At 72.0% G+C, this 16,725-nt stretch carries 16 protein-coding genes; 12 read left to right on the forward strand and 4 right to left on the reverse strand.

Going from position 1 to position 16,725, the window contains the following annotated elements:
- Positions 1 to 230: 230 nt before the first annotated feature.
- Positions 231 to 1,241 carry an ATP-binding cassette domain-containing protein gene (locus ACIOHG_RS04070; RefSeq protein ID WP_400945036.1) on the forward strand — a complete coding sequence of 337 codons (1,011 nt, stop codon included), beginning with the start codon at positions 231 to 233 and terminating at the stop codon, positions 1,239 to 1,241.
- 1 nt (position 1,242) lies between these two features.
- Positions 1,243 to 2,103: an ABC transporter permease gene (locus tag ACIOHG_RS04075; RefSeq protein ID WP_400945038.1), complete on the forward strand. Its 861-nt coding sequence runs from the start codon at positions 1,243 to 1,245 to the stop codon at positions 2,101 to 2,103.
- Between the two features lie 128 nt (positions 2,104 to 2,231).
- Here ACIOHG_RS04075 and greA read toward each other — a convergent pair whose 3' ends face one another.
- Together greA and ACIOHG_RS04085 are read right to left on the reverse strand one after the other, a co-directional pair.
- Entirely contained in the window at positions 2,232 to 2,729 is a 498-nt protein-coding gene (gene greA, locus ACIOHG_RS04080; protein WP_400712869.1) for a transcription elongation factor GreA, read from the reverse strand.
- A gap of 256 nt (positions 2,730 to 2,985) precedes the next feature.
- Entirely contained in the window at positions 2,986 to 3,435 is a 450-nt protein-coding gene (locus ACIOHG_RS04085; RefSeq protein ID WP_400945040.1) for a DUF4307 domain-containing protein, read from the reverse strand.
- Positions 3,436 to 3,597: 162 nt separating this feature from the next.
- On the opposite strand from ACIOHG_RS04085, the gene mca reads away from it, so the two are divergent.
- The 6 genes from mca (at position 3,598) to ACIOHG_RS04115 (ending at position 11,718) form a co-directional block, all read left to right on the forward strand.
- A complete protein-coding gene (mca, locus tag ACIOHG_RS04090) occupies positions 3,598 to 4,467 on the forward strand; it encodes a mycothiol conjugate amidase Mca (protein WP_400712875.1) in 870 nt (289 codons plus the stop codon).
- Positions 4,468 to 4,534: 67 nt separating this feature from the next.
- On the forward strand, positions 4,535 to 4,726 hold the full coding sequence (locus ACIOHG_RS04095; protein WP_400945042.1) for a hypothetical protein: 192 nt from the start codon (positions 4,535 to 4,537) through the stop codon (positions 4,724 to 4,726).
- Positions 4,727 to 5,549: 823 nt separating this feature from the next.
- Positions 5,550 to 7,619, forward strand: coding sequence for an N-6 DNA methylase (locus ACIOHG_RS04100; protein WP_400945044.1), 2,070 nt, complete (start codon positions 5,550 to 5,552; stop codon positions 7,617 to 7,619).
- 127 nt (positions 7,620 to 7,746) lie between these two features.
- Entirely contained in the window at positions 7,747 to 8,691 is a 945-nt protein-coding gene (locus ACIOHG_RS04105) for a DUF4357 domain-containing protein (RefSeq protein WP_400945046.1), read from the forward strand.
- Positions 8,692 to 8,768: 77 nt separating this feature from the next.
- Positions 8,769 to 10,802 carry a thioredoxin domain-containing protein gene (locus ACIOHG_RS04110; protein ID WP_400945048.1) on the forward strand — a complete coding sequence of 678 codons (2,034 nt, stop codon included), beginning with the start codon at positions 8,769 to 8,771 and terminating at the stop codon, positions 10,800 to 10,802.
- Positions 10,803 to 10,866: 64 nt separating this feature from the next.
- Positions 10,867 to 11,718: a GNAT family N-acetyltransferase gene (locus tag ACIOHG_RS04115; protein ID WP_400945050.1), complete on the forward strand. Its 852-nt coding sequence runs from the start codon at positions 10,867 to 10,869 to the stop codon at positions 11,716 to 11,718.
- 218 nt (positions 11,719 to 11,936) lie between these two features.
- Here ACIOHG_RS04115 and ACIOHG_RS04120 read toward each other — a convergent pair whose 3' ends face one another.
- Complete coding sequence (locus ACIOHG_RS04120) at positions 11,937 to 12,440, reverse strand: MarR family winged helix-turn-helix transcriptional regulator (protein WP_400945052.1); 504 nt, start codon at positions 12,438 to 12,440, stop codon at positions 11,937 to 11,939.
- Positions 12,441 to 12,516: 76 nt separating this feature from the next.
- Here ACIOHG_RS04120 and ACIOHG_RS04125 point away from each other — a divergent pair, with 76 nt between their 5' ends.
- Together ACIOHG_RS04125 and ACIOHG_RS04130 are read left to right on the forward strand one after the other, a co-directional pair.
- Positions 12,517 to 13,209: a DUF4386 domain-containing protein gene (locus ACIOHG_RS04125; RefSeq protein WP_400945054.1), complete on the forward strand. Its 693-nt coding sequence runs from the start codon at positions 12,517 to 12,519 to the stop codon at positions 13,207 to 13,209.
- 52 nt (positions 13,210 to 13,261) lie between these two features.
- Positions 13,262 to 14,026, forward strand: a complete 765-nt coding sequence (locus ACIOHG_RS04130) for an SDR family NAD(P)-dependent oxidoreductase (RefSeq protein ID WP_400945056.1) — start codon at positions 13,262 to 13,264, stop codon at positions 14,024 to 14,026.
- A gap of 32 nt (positions 14,027 to 14,058) precedes the next feature.
- On the opposite strand, the gene ACIOHG_RS04135 is transcribed toward ACIOHG_RS04130, so the two are convergent.
- Positions 14,059 to 14,991, reverse strand: coding sequence for a hypothetical protein (locus ACIOHG_RS04135; protein WP_400945058.1), 933 nt, complete (start codon positions 14,989 to 14,991; stop codon positions 14,059 to 14,061).
- A gap of 240 nt (positions 14,992 to 15,231) precedes the next feature.
- Between ACIOHG_RS04135 and ACIOHG_RS04140 the strand changes: the two genes are divergently transcribed.
- Both ACIOHG_RS04140 and ACIOHG_RS04145 read left to right on the forward strand, forming a co-directional pair.
- Positions 15,232 to 15,873, forward strand: a complete 642-nt coding sequence (locus tag ACIOHG_RS04140; protein ID WP_400945060.1) for a papain-like cysteine protease family protein — start codon at positions 15,232 to 15,234, stop codon at positions 15,871 to 15,873.
- Between the two features lie 11 nt (positions 15,874 to 15,884).
- A complete protein-coding gene (locus ACIOHG_RS04145) occupies positions 15,885 to 16,718 on the forward strand; it encodes a hypothetical protein (protein WP_400945062.1) in 834 nt (277 codons plus the stop codon).
- The last annotated feature ends 7 nt before the right edge of the window (positions 16,719 to 16,725 follow it).

A 16,725-nucleotide genomic window follows, 5' to 3' on the forward strand; every position in this document is an offset into this window, starting at 1 on the left:
GACCCCGGTTGTCAGTGGTGGCTGTGATGCTGTGAGCCGGGTCACCTGCGGGGCTTGACGCGATATATCGTGAGTGCCAGCATCTTGCGATGTATCGCGAGCTTCGCCCCGGCGGGCCCGGGTACCACATCGGATGAATCCCCGCGGATCCCCGCAGATCCCCATAGCACCCCACAGAGCCCCGCAGAACCCCCACAGAACCGATTCGCATCAGGAGATGAGGCAGGCCCATGGCGTCAGCCATCGAAGCCGAGAACCTGGTCAAGACCTTCGGCGACGTCCGCGCCCTGGACGGCGTGAGCCTGGACGTCCCCGAGGGCACCGTGCTCGGACTGCTCGGCCCCAACGGCGCCGGCAAGACCACCACCGTCCGGGTCCTGACCACCCTGCTCCAACCCGACTCCGGCCGCGCCACGGTGGCCGGCGTCGACGTGCTCAAGCACCCCAACAAGGTGCGCAGCCTGATCGGCCTCTCCGGCCAGTACGCCGCCGTGGACGAGTACCTCACCGGCCGGGAGAACCTCCAGATGGTCGGCGAGCTCTACCAGATGAGCGCCCGCGACGCGAAGAAGCGGGCCCTCGAACTGCTGGAGTGGTTCAACCTCTCCGAGGCGATGGACCGCACCGCCAAGACCTACTCCGGCGGCATGCGCCGCCGCCTCGACCTCGCCGCCGCCCTGGTGGTCCGGCCCCCGGTGATGTTCCTCGACGAACCCACCACCGGCCTCGACCCGCGCAACCGGCTCGCCCTCTGGGAAGTCATCGAGACGCTGGTCGAGCAGGGCACCACCCTGCTGCTCACCACCCAGTACCTGGAGGAGGCCGACCGCCTCGCCCACGACATCGCGGTGGTCGACCACGGCAAGGTGATCGCCCGCGGCACCGCCGACGAGCTCAAGGCGCAGATCGGCGGCGAGCGGATCGAGGTCGTGGTGCACGACGCCCTCCTCGTCCCCGAGGCCGTCGCCGCGCTCTCCCCGTACGCCAAGGGCGACCCGGCGGTGGAGAAGAACACCCGCCGGATCACCGTCCCGGTCAGCGGCGGCGCCAGGGTCCTCGCCGACGCCATCCGCGAACTGGACGCCCGCTCCATCGAGATCGACGACATCGGCCTGCGCCGCCCCACCCTGGACGACGTCTTCCTCTCCCTCACCGGCCACGCCACCGAGGGCGGCGCCGAGGAGGACGAGGGGGCCGCCCCCGCCGGGAAGGGCCGCCGCGCCAAGGGGAAGGACGCCTGAGATGACTCTCGCCAGCACCGAGGGCGCCATCGGCGGCGTCCCCGTCACCCCGCGCCGCGGCGTCGCCGCCACCGCCCACGACTCCTGGGTGGTCGCCAAGCGCAACCTGCGGCGGATGACCCGCATCCCCGAGATCGTCGTGTTCGGGCTGATGCAGCCCGTCATGTTCGTGCTGCTGTTCTCGTACGTCATGGGCGGCGCCATCGCCATCCCCGGCGCCCAGCCCAGCCACCAGGTCTACATCGAGTACCTGATGGCGGGCATCTTCGCCCAGACCGTCACCTTCGCCGTCGCCGGCGCCTCGGCCGGCATCGCGGAGGACATGACCAAGGGCCTGGTCGACCGGTTCCGCTCGCTGCCGATGGCCCGCGCCGCCGTCCTCACCGGCCGCACCCTGGCCGACCTGGTCCAGACGGCGTTCACCGTCGTGGTGCTCGCCCTGGTCGCGCTGCTGGTCGGCTGGCGGATTCACGACGGCGTCCTGAAGGCGCTCGGCGCGTTCGGCCTGCTGCTCCTGCTCGGCTACGCCTTCTCCTGGATCGGCGCGCTGATCGGCCTGTCCGTGCGCAGCCCCGAGGCCGCCACCTCGGCCGGCCTGATCTGGCTGTTCCCGCTGACGTTCATCTCCAACGCGTTCGTCCCGGTCAGCTCGATGCCCAGCTGGCTCCAGCCGATCGCCTACTGGAACCCGTTCTCGGCCACCGTGCAGGCCTGCCGCAGCCTGTTCGGCAACCAGATCGGCCCGGTGCCGGACTCCTGGCCGATGGAGCACGCCGCCCTGGTGTCGGTGGTCTGGTCGCTGCTCATCCTGGCCGTCTTCTCCTGGCTCTCGGTGCGCAAGTACCGCCGCGCGGCGGGCTGACGCGGCGTCAGGGGCCCTGTCGGGAACGCGGCGGACGGTTCCGGAAACGGCGGACGGTTCCGGAAACGGCGGACGGCCGCTCCCCCCACCCGGGGGAGCGGCCGTCCGCCGTTGCGCGGGGCGGGGCGTCAGCCGGAGAACGGCTTCGCGTCGATGATCTTCACGCCGGCCTTCTTGCCGTTCGGCAGCTCGTACCGGGCGTCCTCGCCGACCGACTTGCCGATGATGGCCTTGCCCAGCGGCGACTGCGGGGAGTACACGTCGATGTCGCCGTCGGTGACCTCGCGGGAGGCCAGCAGGAACTCCATGGTGTCGTCCAGGTCGCCGTCGAACGCCACCTTCACCACCATGCCGGGGGCCACCACGCCGGAGTCCGCCGGGGCCTCGCCGACCTTCGCGCGCTCCAGCAGCTGGCTGAGCTGGCGGATGCGGGCCTCGGTCTTGCCCTGCTCGTCCTTGGCCGCGTGGTAGCCGGCGTTCTCCTTGAGGTCACCCTCCTCGCGGGCCGCCTCGATCTTCTTGGCGATCTCGATCCGCCAGGGACCGGTCAGGTGGTCGAACTCGGCCTTGAGCTTGTTGTAGTGGTCCTGAGTGAGCCAGGTCACGTCATCGTTGGTCTGGGTCACAGGGTGCTCCTCGTCGGTGCTGGCGCTGCCGCGCGGGTGGGACGCGGCGGTGGTCGATTCTCTGGGCAGATGCAAAGCAACGCCCGCTTGCGCACCGGTGGGTGCGGAAGGGGCGAAATCACGAGCCTAACAAGTTCCCGGCGCAGGCGGGAGTGCCTGCGGGCGGCGCGGGTCGGGTGCCTTCGAAAGGGTGACCGCGGCGGCGGGCGCTCGGGCGTCTTCGGCGGTTGTCGCCGGGGTGGGGCGCCGGGGGGCGCTACTTGCCGTCGGGGGTGCAGCCGAGCAGTTCCGCGGTGGTGCCGCGGGCGGTGGTGCGGAGCGTGACCACCTTGACGTACGAGTCGCCCTCGGCCGGGACCTGGAAGTCCGACTGGCCGACCACCGCGCCGTCCGCGCCCTGCGAGCGGACGGTGCACACCCCGCCGGTGCCCGCGCTCTTGCGCACCGACAACTGCAACTGCAGCTCGGTGTCGGAGACCGCCTGGAAGCTCGGCACCGTCCCGTTCAGCGCCGTCTCGCGCAGCAGGTACGAGCTGCCCAGCCAGCCGATCAGGCCCAGGAACAGCACCCCGCACACCACGGCGGCGACCCGCAGCCGGCGGTCCGCGGCCCGGTCGTCGGTGCGGCCGTAGCGGCCGGCCGGCGCGGCGGCGGGAACCGCGGCCGGCGCGGCCTGCTGCGGCGCGGGCGTAGGGCTGTGGTCCATGGTGCGGCTCGGTCCTTTCGCGGAGGAGCGGTTCGTCCTCCGGTGGGAATGGACGCGCCCTTCAGTCCGTCACTATAGGAGGGTCACATCCGCGCCGGAGCCGGCGGGGGAGCCGGCCCGGCGAAGCGGACAGAACCACCTGTACCTGAAGGGGACCAGGCGTTGAGCGAGCAGTTGCGTTTGATGGCGGTGCACGCGCACCCGGACGACGAGTCCAGCAAGGGCGCCGCCACCATGGCGATGTACGTGTCGCAGGGGGTGGAGGTCCTGGTCGCCACGTGCACCGGCGGCGAGCGGGGGTCGATCCTCAACCCCAAGCTGCAGGGCGACCCGTGGGTCGAGGAGAACATCCACGAGGTGCGCCGCAAGGAGATGGACGCGGCCCGGGAGATCCTGGGCGTCCAGCAGGCGTGGCTCGGCTACGTCGACTCGGGCCTCCCGGAGGGCGACCCGCTGCCCCCGCTGCCCGAGGGGTGCTTCGCCCTCGAGGAGGTCGAGGTCGCGGCGGGCGCGCTGGTCAAGCTGATCCGCGAGTTCCGCCCGCACGTGGTCACCACGTACGACGAGAACGGGGGCTACCCGCACCCCGACCACATCATGACCCACAAGATCACCATGGCGGCCTTCGACGCGGCCGGCGACCCGGACGCCTACCCGGAGGCCGGTGAGCCCTGGCAGCCGTCCAAGCTCTACTACAACCACGGCTTCCCGATGGGCCGGATCCGCGCCCTGCACGCCTACCTCACCGAGCACGGCGAGGACTCGCCGTACGGCGAGTGGATCGAGGGCTGGGAGAAGTCGGGGCGGACCGAGCGCGAGATCACCAGCCGGATCGAGTGCGCGGACTTCTTCGAGATCCGCGACAAGGCGCTGATCGCGCACGCCACCCAGATCGACCCCGACGGGCCCTGGTTCCGGGTGCCGATCGACGTCCAGCGCGAGGTCTGGCCGACCGAGGACTACGAACTCGCCAAGTCCCTGGTCCCCACCGACCTCCCGGAGACCGACCTCTTCGCCGGCCTCCGCAAGTAACGTCCCGTACCACCCCGTACCACCCCCCGGTGACCCGGCCGCCCTAAGGCCGGGTCACCATGGAGGAATGAGCACCCCCGTGAACCCCACCCAGCTCGCCACCGCCCTGGCCCTCGACGAAACCAAGGTCACCCCCGGCCTGCTCGGCTTCGTCGTCTTCGCGGCCCTCGGCATCGCCACCTGGTTCCTCCTGAAGTCCATGAACGCCCGCTTCAAGAAGATCGACTTCACCGAGCAGCCCGGCCCCGAGGACGACTGACCTGGCGACACTCCGTACCGCGCCGTCGGCCCCACGCTGATCGGTGCGGTGGTCCGTGCTATCTGCCGGTGGTTCGACCCGGCGGCCCCGGCAACGGCCGAAGGCCCGGCCGGTGATGATGCCGGGAGCGGGCGCACCGGGACAGACGTGGATACGCCGAGGCTCGCTCCGCGTTCTGCTACGGACCGGACCGGGCCCCGGAACCAATACAGTGTCGGCGCTCGACGTCGGAGGGTCCGACTCCGAGGACCTGCTCGAAGGCCGGCGACAGCTTCCGTCCCCCTCGTGCTCGGGTGACCATTCCCCGCGACGGCCTGATGCGGCGTCAAGAAACTTCCGTGCGAACCGATCCGACTGCCGCCCAGTACAGGCCCACCCACTCATGTGATTCACATCACCCCACTGCTCGCGCGGGCTCCAATCGGCGGGGGCTGGGGTGGGGGCAGGCGGGCGCCGCACCAGCATCTTGCCGCCTACTTCTATGCGCAGTAGCACTGCGCACTGAGGCTGTTCCGCTCTCTCGCGCATAGCGCATCAAGCCAGCTCGCTCTGATGCACTGCTAACCTTGCCGAGGATCGCATCTGGCGCTCTGTCAAGCCTTGCAGAAGCGGCGATAGTTGAGGTCGCTCTATGCGCAGTACTACTGCGCATTTTTCCTTGGGTGGGAGTTCCGAAATGATGAAGTCATTCATTGAGTTGGTCGGAAAGGCCATGCAGAGCACGGGCATGACGCTTCGCCTCTGTCTGCTGATGCTCGTTGCGGCGGGCGCGTACTTCATCATTCAGTTGAGGTGAGCCGGACGGAACCAAGGGGAGCAGCGCGTGGTGGCCAGGAGAGTGGGCGGTGAGGCGGAGGCGGTCGTCGATGGGTTGTGGCGGGCTTACGCTCCCTACCAGCGTGGCCGGGGGTCGGGGGACCTCCCCTCGATGCTGGCGCTCCTGGTCATGGCGTACTCCGTCGAGTCGGAGCTCCGCTCGGGGCCGGGAGAACCGTCGGACGCCGCCAGGCGCTGGACCCGGGCCCTGGCGGAGGCCTCTGCCGGGGCCCCACCGCTCGTCGACCTGCGTGCCGTGGCGCGGGACATTGCCGAACAGCTCCAGCTCTCCCCGCTCTCCTGGCCCGACTTCGAGTTCGGCGGCTCCTTCGGCGATGAGTCGGACGACTTGGCCTGGGTGACCGCCTTCCTCAGGGCCCTCAGGGAGCTGCCACTGCTCGACGGCCCTGGACTGGCCGAGGTGTGCGAGTTGCTCATCGAACGTCATGCGCGGGAAGGGGCGCTGCCGAGTGGGGAGTTCTACACGCCGAGTGCGGTCGCGTCACTGCTGGTCGACATGACCGGGGTGCGGAGGGGGGACCGGATCCTCGACCCAGCGTGCGGAACCGGGGGCATGCTGGTCGCCGCCGCGCGCCAGCTGGCGGAGGAGGGGCCTGTCGACGGCGACTCCTTGGAGGCGTACGCGGTGGACCGCGGGAACCTTCGACTGGCGGCGCTCAATCTGGCGGTCCACGGAGTGGAGCGGCCCCGTGTGGGGCAGTCCGATCCGGTAGCGCTCATGCAGGGCCGGGGGGCCGGCTACGCGGACCTGGTGATCAGCAACCCGCCCTTCAATCAGCGCACCCTCGACAGCCGGCGCGTGAGGTGGCCGTTCGGCCCGCCGCCGGACTCCAACGCGAATTTCGCCTGGTTGCAGCTCGCGTGGTCCCGGCTCAGTGAGCAGGGTCAGGCCGCGATGGTCATGCCGCCGAGCGCATCGTGGGTGGGAGGCTCCGAAGGGGCCATCCGGAGGGACATGATCGCCCGGGGAGCGGTCCTCGGCATCGTCGCGTTGCCGCCGAACCTCTTCCTCAACACCACCACCGCCGTGCACGTCTGGCTCCTTGCGCGGGACCGCGCGCACCACCCGGTCGGCAGCGACGGGGTGATCTTCGTCGATGCCGGTCGACTGGGAACTCAGCATCCCCGGCAGCCGCGCACGCTCTCCGAGGAGGAGACACGGCGGATCGTCGACAGGGTCGGCACGTGGTTGCGAAATGGAGGCCGGGGCGACGAACCCGGGTTCTCGCGCGTGGTCGCCCACGCGGACGTCATCGGCAACGCGGGAAACCTGGACCCCCGTCTCTACGTGAGGTCGGGGAGCGGGGAGGTGGAAGGGGCAGGGGGTCTGGGGGACCGGCTCGCACAGCTCGAACGCGAGGAGCGCGCGATGTCGAGCGCGGAACTCCGGTGGATTTTCGACACCCAGTCGGAAGCGGCGGACCGGAGCGCGGCCCCCGTGGCCGTGCCGTTGCGGACTGTTGTTCGCCAGGCCGGATCCTCCTGGTCCCCGGTGCGGGAGGGCTTGCTCGCCGGTCCGTCGGGAAGTCTCCTGCACGCACATGACTACGTGGCGGAGGGCGGAGTCCCCGTGGTCATGCCGAGGGACCTGACGGACAACGGCTTCGTTCCGTCAGGCATCAAGTGCGTCAGTGCGGAGAAGGCCGAACAGCTGGCCAGGTTCCGGCTGGCCCCTGGCGATGTCGTGGTCGCCCGTCGAGGGGAGCTCGGCAGGTGCGCCGTCGTGCGGGAAGAACAGGCCGGCTGGGTCTGTGGAACCGGCTGCTTCGTGGTGACACCGTCCGAGGCCGTCACCAGCGACTACCTCGCCGCCTTTCTGCGGAGTGCCGAAGCCCGGGCGTGGCTGGCGGAGAGGTCCACCGGGAGCATCGGCCTCCAGACCGTTTCACTCAAGGTGCTGGGCGATCTCCCAGTGGTCGTGCCCGACCGCGAAGTGCAGCAGGCGATCACCGACTTCACGGTCCGGCTCGATGAGCACGAACAGCTCATGCGGAAGCAGCTCGAACTCCTGCGCAGTATCCGCAGTGGGGCGGTACGGGGTTTTCTGGCGGACTGACCGTTCGGCTGGCAGCACCGCCCCGGCGGCCCGTACCGGCTTCGCCACCAAAGCACAGGACTGCCCCTATCACCCTGCGAGCGGACGGCTTAACGCAGGGGGGCGCCCACGGTAAGTGAAGCGATGTGTGAACCTTGTCGACATGTCGAGGATCGGTCGGGTCGGAGAGTTCTATACCGTCGAGCTGGTCGATGGCGCTGCCGGCGGGTTGCGCCGGATCACTCGCCGGGGTTGGACCGGCCAGGTCCTCGCCTTTCCACGCCTGGCCTACCGGGATGTACGCGCGCGTGGCGAGCTGGCGCGCCCTGGCGTTTACGTCCTGGTCGGCCCCAACGGGGGCAGCCTGGCTATGCCGCACCGGCTGTACATCGGCCGAAGCGATGCCTTGCAGACCTGTATGAGCACCTACCAGACAGCCGAGAAGAAGGACTTCTGGAGCCATACCTTCGTCTTGACGAGCGCGGAGGGCCATCCCCTCAGCACCACGATCACTGCTGTCCTCGAAGGAGAGCTGATCGCGCTGGCCCGCAGCATCGGGCGGGCCGTCGTCAACACCAACCAGCCGCATCCGCTCGCACTGGACCCGCAGGACGCCCATTTCCTGGACGAGTACCGCAAGCATGCTCTTGCGATCATGCTGCTCCAGGGAGCCACCTACTTCGATGAGGAATTGAGCGCGCATCCTGTTCCTGTGGAAGCGGCCGAAGCGGTCCGGCCGCGGCACATTTACCACCTGAAGACGAAGGCGAACCTGACTTTCGCCAGTGGTTACGAGAGCCCGTACGGATTCACCGTCCGGGAAGGCTCCTTCGCGCGCAGAGCGGTTGCCGACTCCATGCCCAGGGCTGCTCGCAGGATCCGCGAGCAGCTTCTGGAGGAGAAGGTGCTGGTCATCGAGGATGACAAGCGCCTGCGGTTGACGCAGGCATACACCTTCACTCATCCGTCCCCGGCTGCCAGCGTGATGACGGGCTACAGCATCAACGGAGTGGACAGATGGAAGGACGACAGCGGCTGCTCTCTGGCGGATGTACGCAGGGCTGAGGCCCAGGCGGCCACCGAAAACCTTTGAAAGCCGAGTGGATGGTCTTCGGGCGCGAGCTTGCACCACAGGCAGACTTCATCGCTTGCGTGCGCAAGGATGGCTGTATGCCGAACCGCCTGGCCGATGCCACGTCCCCGTACCTGCAGCAGCACGCCGACAATCCCGTGGACTGGTGGGAGTGGGGCCCGGAGGCGTTCGAGGAGGCGGCGCGGCGCGGGGTGCCGGTGCTGCTCTCCGTCGGCTACGCGGCGTGCCACTGGTGTCACGTGATGGCGCACGAGTCGTTCGAGGACGAGGCGGTGGCCCGGTACCTGAACGAGCGGTTCGTGGCGGTGAAGGTCGACCGGGAGGAGCGGCCGGACGTCGACGCGGTGTACATGGAGGCGGTGCAGGCGGCCACCGGGCAGGGTGGGTGGCCGATGACGGTGTTCCTGACGCCGGAGCAGGAGCCGTTCTACTTCGGGACGTACTTCCCGCCGGAGCCGCGGCACGGGATGCCCTCGTTCCGGCAGGTGCTGGAGGGCGTGGGGAAGGCGTGGACGGAGCGGCGCGCGGAGGTCGGGGAGGTCGCCGGGCGGATCGGCCGGGATCTGGCCGAGCGGGCCTCGGTGTACGCGGTCGGCAGCGGGCTGGCCGAGCTCCCCGGCGAGGATGAACTGCACCGGGCCGTCGTCGAGTTGAGCAGGTCCTTCGACGAGCGGCGGGGCGGTTTCGGCGGCGCCCCGAAGTTCCCGCCGTCGATGGTGCTGGAGTTCCTGCTGCGCCACCACGCCCGGACCGGCTCCGAGGCCGCGTTGCAGATGGTGGAGCGGACCTGCGAGGCGATGGCCCGCGGCGGGATCTACGACCAGCTCGGCGGCGGCTTCGCCCGCTACGCGGTGGACGCCACCTGGACGGTGCCGCACTTCGAGAAGATGCTGTACGACAACGCGCTGCTGCTGCGGGTGTACCTGCACCTGTGGCGGGCCACCGGTGCGGAGCTGCCGCGCCGGGTCGCGCTGGAGACCGCCGACTTCCTGCTGCGCGAACTGCGCACCCCCGAGGGCGGTTTCGCCTCCGCGCTGGACGCCGACTCGCTGGACGCCGAGCGCGGGAAGAACGCCGAGGGCGCGTACTACGCCTGGACGCCCGAGCAGTTGGCAGCCGTGCTGGGCGGGGCGGACGCCGCCCGCACGGCCGAACTCTTCGACGTCACCGGCACGTTCGAGCACGGCAGCTCGGTCCTGCAACTGCCGAAGGACCCCGAGGACGCGGCGGCGTACCAGGAGATCCGGGCGAAGCTGTTCGAGGCCCGGGCGCAGCGCCCCGCCCCCGCTCGGGACGACAAGGTGGTCGCGGCCTGGAACGGCCTGGCGATCGCCGCTCTCGCCGAGGCCGGCGCGCTGCTGGAGCGCCCCGACCTGGTGGAGGCCGCCGAGCGTGCCGCCGACCTGCTGGTCGCCGTCCACTTCACCGCCGAGGGCCGGCTGCTGCGCACCTCCCGGGACGGCCGGGCCGGCGCCAACGCGGGTGTCCTGGAGGACTACGCCGACGTCGCCGAGGGCTTCCTCGCGTTGTACGCGGTCGGCGGCGAGACGTCCTGGCTGCAGTTGGCCGGCGAACTCCTCGACCTGGTGCTGCTGCACTTCACCGACGAGAAGTCCGGCGCGCTGTACGACACCGCCGATGACGCCGAGCAGCTGATCCGCCGCCCGCAGGACCCCACCGACAACGCCGCCCCGTCCGGCTGGAGCGCCGCCGCCGCGGCCCTGCTCGGCTACGCCGCGTACACCGGCTCGGCCCGCCACCGCACCGCCGCCGAAAGGGCGTTGGGCATCGTCTCCACCCTCGGCACCCGCGCCCCCCGGTTCACCGGCTGGGGCCTCGCCGCCGCCGAGGCACTGCTCGACGGCCCGCGCGAGGTCGCGGTCGTCGGCGTCGACGGCGATCCGCGCCGCGCCGCCCTGCACCTGGCCGCGCTGCGCTCCACCGCCCCCGGCGCGGTCGTCGCGGTCGGTGCCCCCGGCGACACCGAAGTCCCGCTGCTGGCCGACCGCCCGCTGCTGGACGGGCAGGCCGCCGCGTACGTCTGCCGGCACTTCGTCTGCGAACGCCCCACCGGGGACGTGGCCGAACTGGAGCAGCGCCTGCGCGACTGACCCCTCCCGGCCGGGCCGCCGCAAACGGGTGGCCCGGCCGGACGACGCCGGGGGAGGATGCGGCATGAGCTGGACACTGAGCACGTCCCTGGACGAATTCCGCACCGCAGCTGGCACCTTCCTCGCCGCCGACCCCGCCGAGAACACGGTGCTCCTCACCATCCTCGACCGCCTCGGACGGGACGGGCTGCACGTCTACGGCGAGCAAGCGCCGCGCTTCGGCTGGTGGCGGGAGCCCGACGGCACCGTCACCGGCGCCACCCTGCGCACCCCGCCGTACGGGCAGCGCCTCGGCCGGATGCCGGTCGCCGCCGCCGAGGCACTCGCCCGGATCATCGCCGCCGAACCCGAGCAGCCCGCCGACGTCGCGGGCGGCCGGGCGGTGGTGCTCGCCTACGCCGCCGAGCAGGCCCGGGTCACCGGCCGGGACTGGTCGATCGAGTCCAACGAACGGCTTTACCGGCTGGGCGAGTTGACCCCGCCGCCGATCCCGCCCGCCGGACGGCCGCGACCCGCCGGGCCGACGGACGTCGAGCTGGTCGCGCGGTGGCTCGGCGAATTCTGCGCCGAGGCGGAGGTCGGGGCGCCCACGGACCTGCGGGCCGACGCGGAACAGCGGATCGTGGCCGGCGCCCTGCTGCTCTGGGAGGTGGACGGCCTCGGCCCCACCGCGCTCGCCGGAGCGAGCCCGGTGGTCGCCGGGATGTCCCGGATCGGGCCGGTCTACACGCCGCGCGAGCGGCGCGGGCGGGGGTACGCGAGTGCGCTGACGGCCGCCGCGTCGGAGCAGGCCCTGGGGTGGGGCGCGGAGGAGGTACTGCTGTTCACGGACCTGTCCAACCCGACCAGCAACGCGATCTACCAGCGCATCGGGTACGTGCCGGTGGGCGACTCCGTGCACGTCGCCTTCCACTGAGGGGACGCTTCCACAGCAGGGGCCCGGGGAAGCTTTGTGGCAGACGCCGAGTAATCAGGGGCCCGGGGAACGGCGGGGCACAGTGGGGCGCTACGGGGCGTCGGCCGAAAGACCTTCGGCCCGAAACGGGGTCGGCGCTTCGCGGCCCGTCGGTCACCCGCCACTCGGCGCCGCCGTTCCCCGGGCCCCTGAAAGCGCACTCTGCCGAAGCGCTTGCCTCAGCGGGCGTGCACGTGGCGGTAGCCCGGGTGGATGCCCGGGGTGAGGCCCTGTTGGGTGGCGATGCGGCCGAGCAGGGTGGTGAGTTGGGCGTGTTCCTCGGGGGTGAGGGACTGGGTGACGTCCTGTTCGTGGGCGAGGGCGGTCTCGCGGAGGCGGGCCAGGAGGGCGAGGCCGTCCGGGGTGAGGTGCAGGGCGTAGAGGCGGCGGTCCTCCGCGTTGCGGCGGCGTTCGATCAGGCCGCGTTGTTCCAGGCCGTCCGCGAAGGGGACGAAGCGGCTGGGCGGCATGCCCAGCGCGTCCGCGAGTTCGCGCTGGCTGCGCCCGGGCTGCTGGACGAGCAGGCGGAGCAGGCCGGCCTGGGCGGGGGTGAGGTCGAGGGCGGCGATCCGTTCGGCGAAGCGGTCGGCGGCGTGGGCGCCGAGCTGGGCCAGTAGGAAGGCCGAGCCGCCCGGGGGGCCGCCGGGGCGGGCTGCCTCGTGATGCGTGGGCTCCGTACTCATGGCGACATCGTACCCGTTTGACAATCGTTCCACCGTGTAATCATTATCTTGGGTATATCGATGACCGGGAGGAACCATGAGTGCCACCGCTCCGACCCGCCCCGCCACGGGCGCCCGCCGTCCGCAGACCGGCCCGCCGCTGCTCGCGCCGGCGATCGCCACCGTCGCGCTGACCGTCGCCTACACGGTGGTCAACCGCGCCACTCCGCATCCGGACGCCACGGGGGCGGAGGTGGTGCGGTACGCCCAGGAGCACGGAGGCGAGGCGAGGCTGGGCGCGCTGCTGCTGCTCGCGGCCGCCGTGCCGCTGGCGCTGTGCGCGGCGGTGTTCTACCGGCGGCTGCGGGCGCTCGGGATCACCGCGCCGGGGTCGGCGATCGCCCTGGTGGGCGGGGTGCTGGCGGCGGTCGCGCTGGTGCTGAGCGCCGCCGCCGGCTGGGCAGGGGGTCGGTTGCCGGCGGACGCGCCGCCCGCGCTGGGCCGGGCACTGGCGGACGTCTCGTTCCTGGCGGGCGGGCCCGCCTACGCGGCCGGGTTCGCGCTGCTGGTCGCGGGGGTGTCGGTCTCGGCGCTGCTGGCCGGGCTGCTGCCCCGGGGCGTGACGTGGTCCGGCCTGGTGGTGGCCGCGGCGGGGATGCTGGCGCTGCTCGCCCTGGTGGTGGACGGCTTCCTGTACCTGCTGCCGGTGGTCCGGTTCGGCGGGGCGCTCTGGCTGCTGTGCGCGGCCGCGCTGCTGCCGATCAGCCGCCGCCGCGCACAGGACGCCTGAGCGCGCCCCGAATCCTGAGGAAATCCGTTCCGAACAGAGGGAGTTGATCGTGATGACCGGGAACTACCCGGAGTTGCAAGGCCGGACGGTCGTGGTGACCGGCGGTTCGCGCGGGATCGGTGCCGAGACGGCGCGGGCGTTCGCCGCCCAGGGCGCGGCGGTGTGCGTGGTCGGCCGGGACGCAGCGGCGCTGGCGGGCGTGGTCGGGGAGATCGAGCGGGCGGGCGGGGCCGCGCTGTCGGCGGTGGCCGACGTGACGGACCCGGGCGCGCTGGACGGGGTGCGGGCGTCGGTGGAGGGCTGGTTCGGCCCGGTGGACGTGCTGGCTGCGTTCGCGGGCGGGCAGGGATTCCCGGTGCCCACGGCCGAGTTGACGGCGGGGCGCTGGCGCGAGGTGCTGGAGTCGGACCTGACCTCGGCGTTCCTGACCGTGCAGGCGTTCCTGCCGGGGATGCTGGAGCGCGGGTCGGGCAGCATTCTGACCATGTCCTCGGCGGCGGGCCGGCAGCCCAGCGGGGCGAACCTGGCGTACGGGGTGGCCAACGCGGGCGTGGTGATGCTGACCCGGCACCTGGCGACCGAGCTGGGGCCGTACGGCATCCGGGTCAACTGCCTCGCGCCGTCGGCGATCCTGACCGAGCGGGTGCGCGAGCGGATGCCCGCCGAGGTGCAGCGCAGGGTCGCCGACACCCACCCGCTGGCCCGGCTCGGCACCCCGCAGGACGTCGCCTCCGCCGCGCTGTTCCTGGCCTCCGACGCGGCGGGCTGGCTGACCGGCCTGACCGTCGACGTGGCCGGCGGCCGGATCACCAACTAGCAATCACCGACCAGCAATCAAAAAAAGGGAGTTCACTCCCAGTCCCAGCGCAGGCCGAGCAGGCAGGGCGGTAGGTCGGCGGCCACCAGGTGCGCGCAGTGGTGCCCGTCCAGGGTCAGCTCCTCGATCTCCAGCGCGGACTGCTCGGGGCGGCGCCGCATGAAGCGGTCGCAGCGGACCGGCAGCGCGGCCGGGTCGAAGGTGACCTGCAGGACGTACTGGCCGGCGCCCGCGTTGAAGCCGCGGACGTACTCGCGGCTGGGCCCGGTGGCGGGCGCCTCGTCGAAGCCGTAGCCGAGCAGGTGGGTGTCGCCGGTGCGCAGCCGGCGGTCCAGCAGGAGTTCGGCGACCAGCATGTGGGCGGCGGGGTCGCGGCGGACCCGGCCGGTCCGGCAGTTCTCCTCGGCGCGGACCCGCACCCGTTCGATGTCGCAGCCGGGATCGCCCTGGTAGATCGCCAGGTAGCGGTCGATGCCGTCCCGGTGCGCCCGCAGCACGTGCTGGGAGTCGCGGCGCTGCAGGCAGCGGTCCGCGCCGACCCGGATGCGCTCGATGTGGGTGACGGTGTGCAGGCCGGTGTCGGGCGGGCCGGACAGCACGGCGAGCAGCCCGTCCACGGCCTCGGCGGGGCTGATCAGGTCCCGGTAGGGGCGGACGGCCGGGCCGGCCGGGTCGGGGGAGGTGCGGCGCGGGCCGAGCAGCCGGGTCAGTGAGTGCTCGGGCAGCTCCAGCACCTCCTCCAGCACCGTGACGGCGCGCAGCGACTCGGGCCGCTCGGGACGGCGCCGGCCCTGCTGCCAGTAGCTCAGGCTGGTCACGCCGACCTGCACGCCGCGCTGGGCCAGGCGCTGGCGCAGCCGGTGCAGGGCCAGGCCGCGGGCGGCGATCGCGGCCCGCAGGGCGAGGTGGAACGGCCCGGTGCGCAGGGCGAGGGCCAACTCCGGTGGTGCGGGCGGCTGCTGCAAGGGCCACCTCCTCAACTGACCGTGAATATTCACACCTTCCGGCGCCGTTGTCATCGGTCCGGGCGATATCCGCGCTGCCCAGGGCCGCCCCGTTCACACCCCCGGCCGCCCCGTTCACACCCCGACTCCCGGGCCAGGACAGGCCGTTGACCCACCCGCGTCAACGGCCGGATGCTCGTCCAGCGCGTCCGGACGCCGCCCCCACATCCACTCCTCGCCCCTGCCAGGAGGACCACCCCCATGCCATTCACCCCGATGCGGCTGCGTCGGACGGCCGCCGCGCTCGCCCTGGGCGTCCTCGCCCCGGTGCTGGGCGCCGCGGCCGCCGTCCCCGCCCAGGCCGCCGCCCCCGCCGCCGTCCAGGCCGCCGCCGCCAAGCCCCAGGCCCCCACCCTGGCCGGCACCGCGCGCACCCTGAACCTCACCATGCAGGCCCAGCAGCAGAGCAACTGGTGCTGGGCGGCCAGCGGCAACACCATCGCCACGTACTACGGCTACGGCTACAGCCAGAACCAGTTCTGCAACCTGGCGTTCGGCCGCTCCGTCAACTCCAGCTGCCCGAACAGCCAGGCCAGCCTGGGCGACGTGCAGAACGCGCTGTACCGGATCGGCATCAGCACCGGCTCGTACGTCAACGGCTACCTGCGCTACTCCACCGTGCAGACCGAGATCGACAACGGCCGGCCGGTCGAGACCCGCATCCAGTGGAGTTCCGGCGGCGGCCACATGAACGTGCTCTACGGCTACGACCCCGGCAACAACTGGCTGTACTGGGGCGACCCGTGGCCGTCCAACTACCGCTACAACTGGGGCGACTACGACTACTACGTGAGCAACAGCTCCTTCTCCTGGACCCACTCCCTGTACCGCGTCGGCGCGTGAGGAGCCCCGTCATGAGCAAGCCCTCGATGAGCGGCCGCCTCGCCCGCGCCGCCGCCGCGCTCACCGCGGCCACCGCCCTCGGCCTCGCCGCCGCCCCGTCGGCGCAGGCCGCCGACGGCCCCGCCGCCCCGACCGGCGGGGAACTCGCCGCCGCCCGGGGCGCGACCCAGGACCCCGCCGTGCTGGACCAGTTGGGCCACTTCTTCGCCCGTGGGGGCGTGCCGCCCACCCAGTCGCTGGGGATCAGCGCCGCCGACGAGGCGAAGGCCGCGCACGCCGCCGCCCCCCGGCTGACCGGCGACACCGTGCCGGTCTACACCCTGGACGCCGACTTCGTGGCGGGCCGTCCCGGGGCGCGGGTCGCCGCAGTCGAGTTCACCGCGACCAAGGCGATCGCCGCGGACGGCCAGACCGCCTCGGTCTGGACCGCCGAGCGGAACGGCAGTTGGCGGGTCGTCAACATCGCCTCCGGCGGCGACGAGACCGACTACGCGGCCCGGGCCGCCGCCGACGGCGGCACCGCCTTCCGCGAACCGCAGATCAACGCCTGGTACGAGCTCAAGGACGGCCGGGTCCTGCCACTGGAGGACTCCGCCCGCCGCTCGGTCGGCGCGCACGGCACCACCGTCGCCGCCTACCAGCAGCTCGTCCACCAGCGGTACGGGGACAAGCTGCCCGGCTCCGCGTACGACGCCTCCGGCAAGGCCGGCGGCTTCCGGGCCGACGCCGCGCCCGCGCCCGACCGCACCACCCCCGCGGTCGCGGCCGGGTCCGTGCTGGGGCTGACCGCCCTGGCCGGCACCGCGATCGGCCTGCGGCGCCGGAAGGCCCGCGTCAAGTACTGAGGACCGG

It is taken from the genome of Kitasatospora sp. NPDC088134, from assembly GCF_044741705.1.
Lineage (GTDB): Bacteria > Actinomycetota > Actinomycetes > Streptomycetales > Streptomycetaceae > Kitasatospora.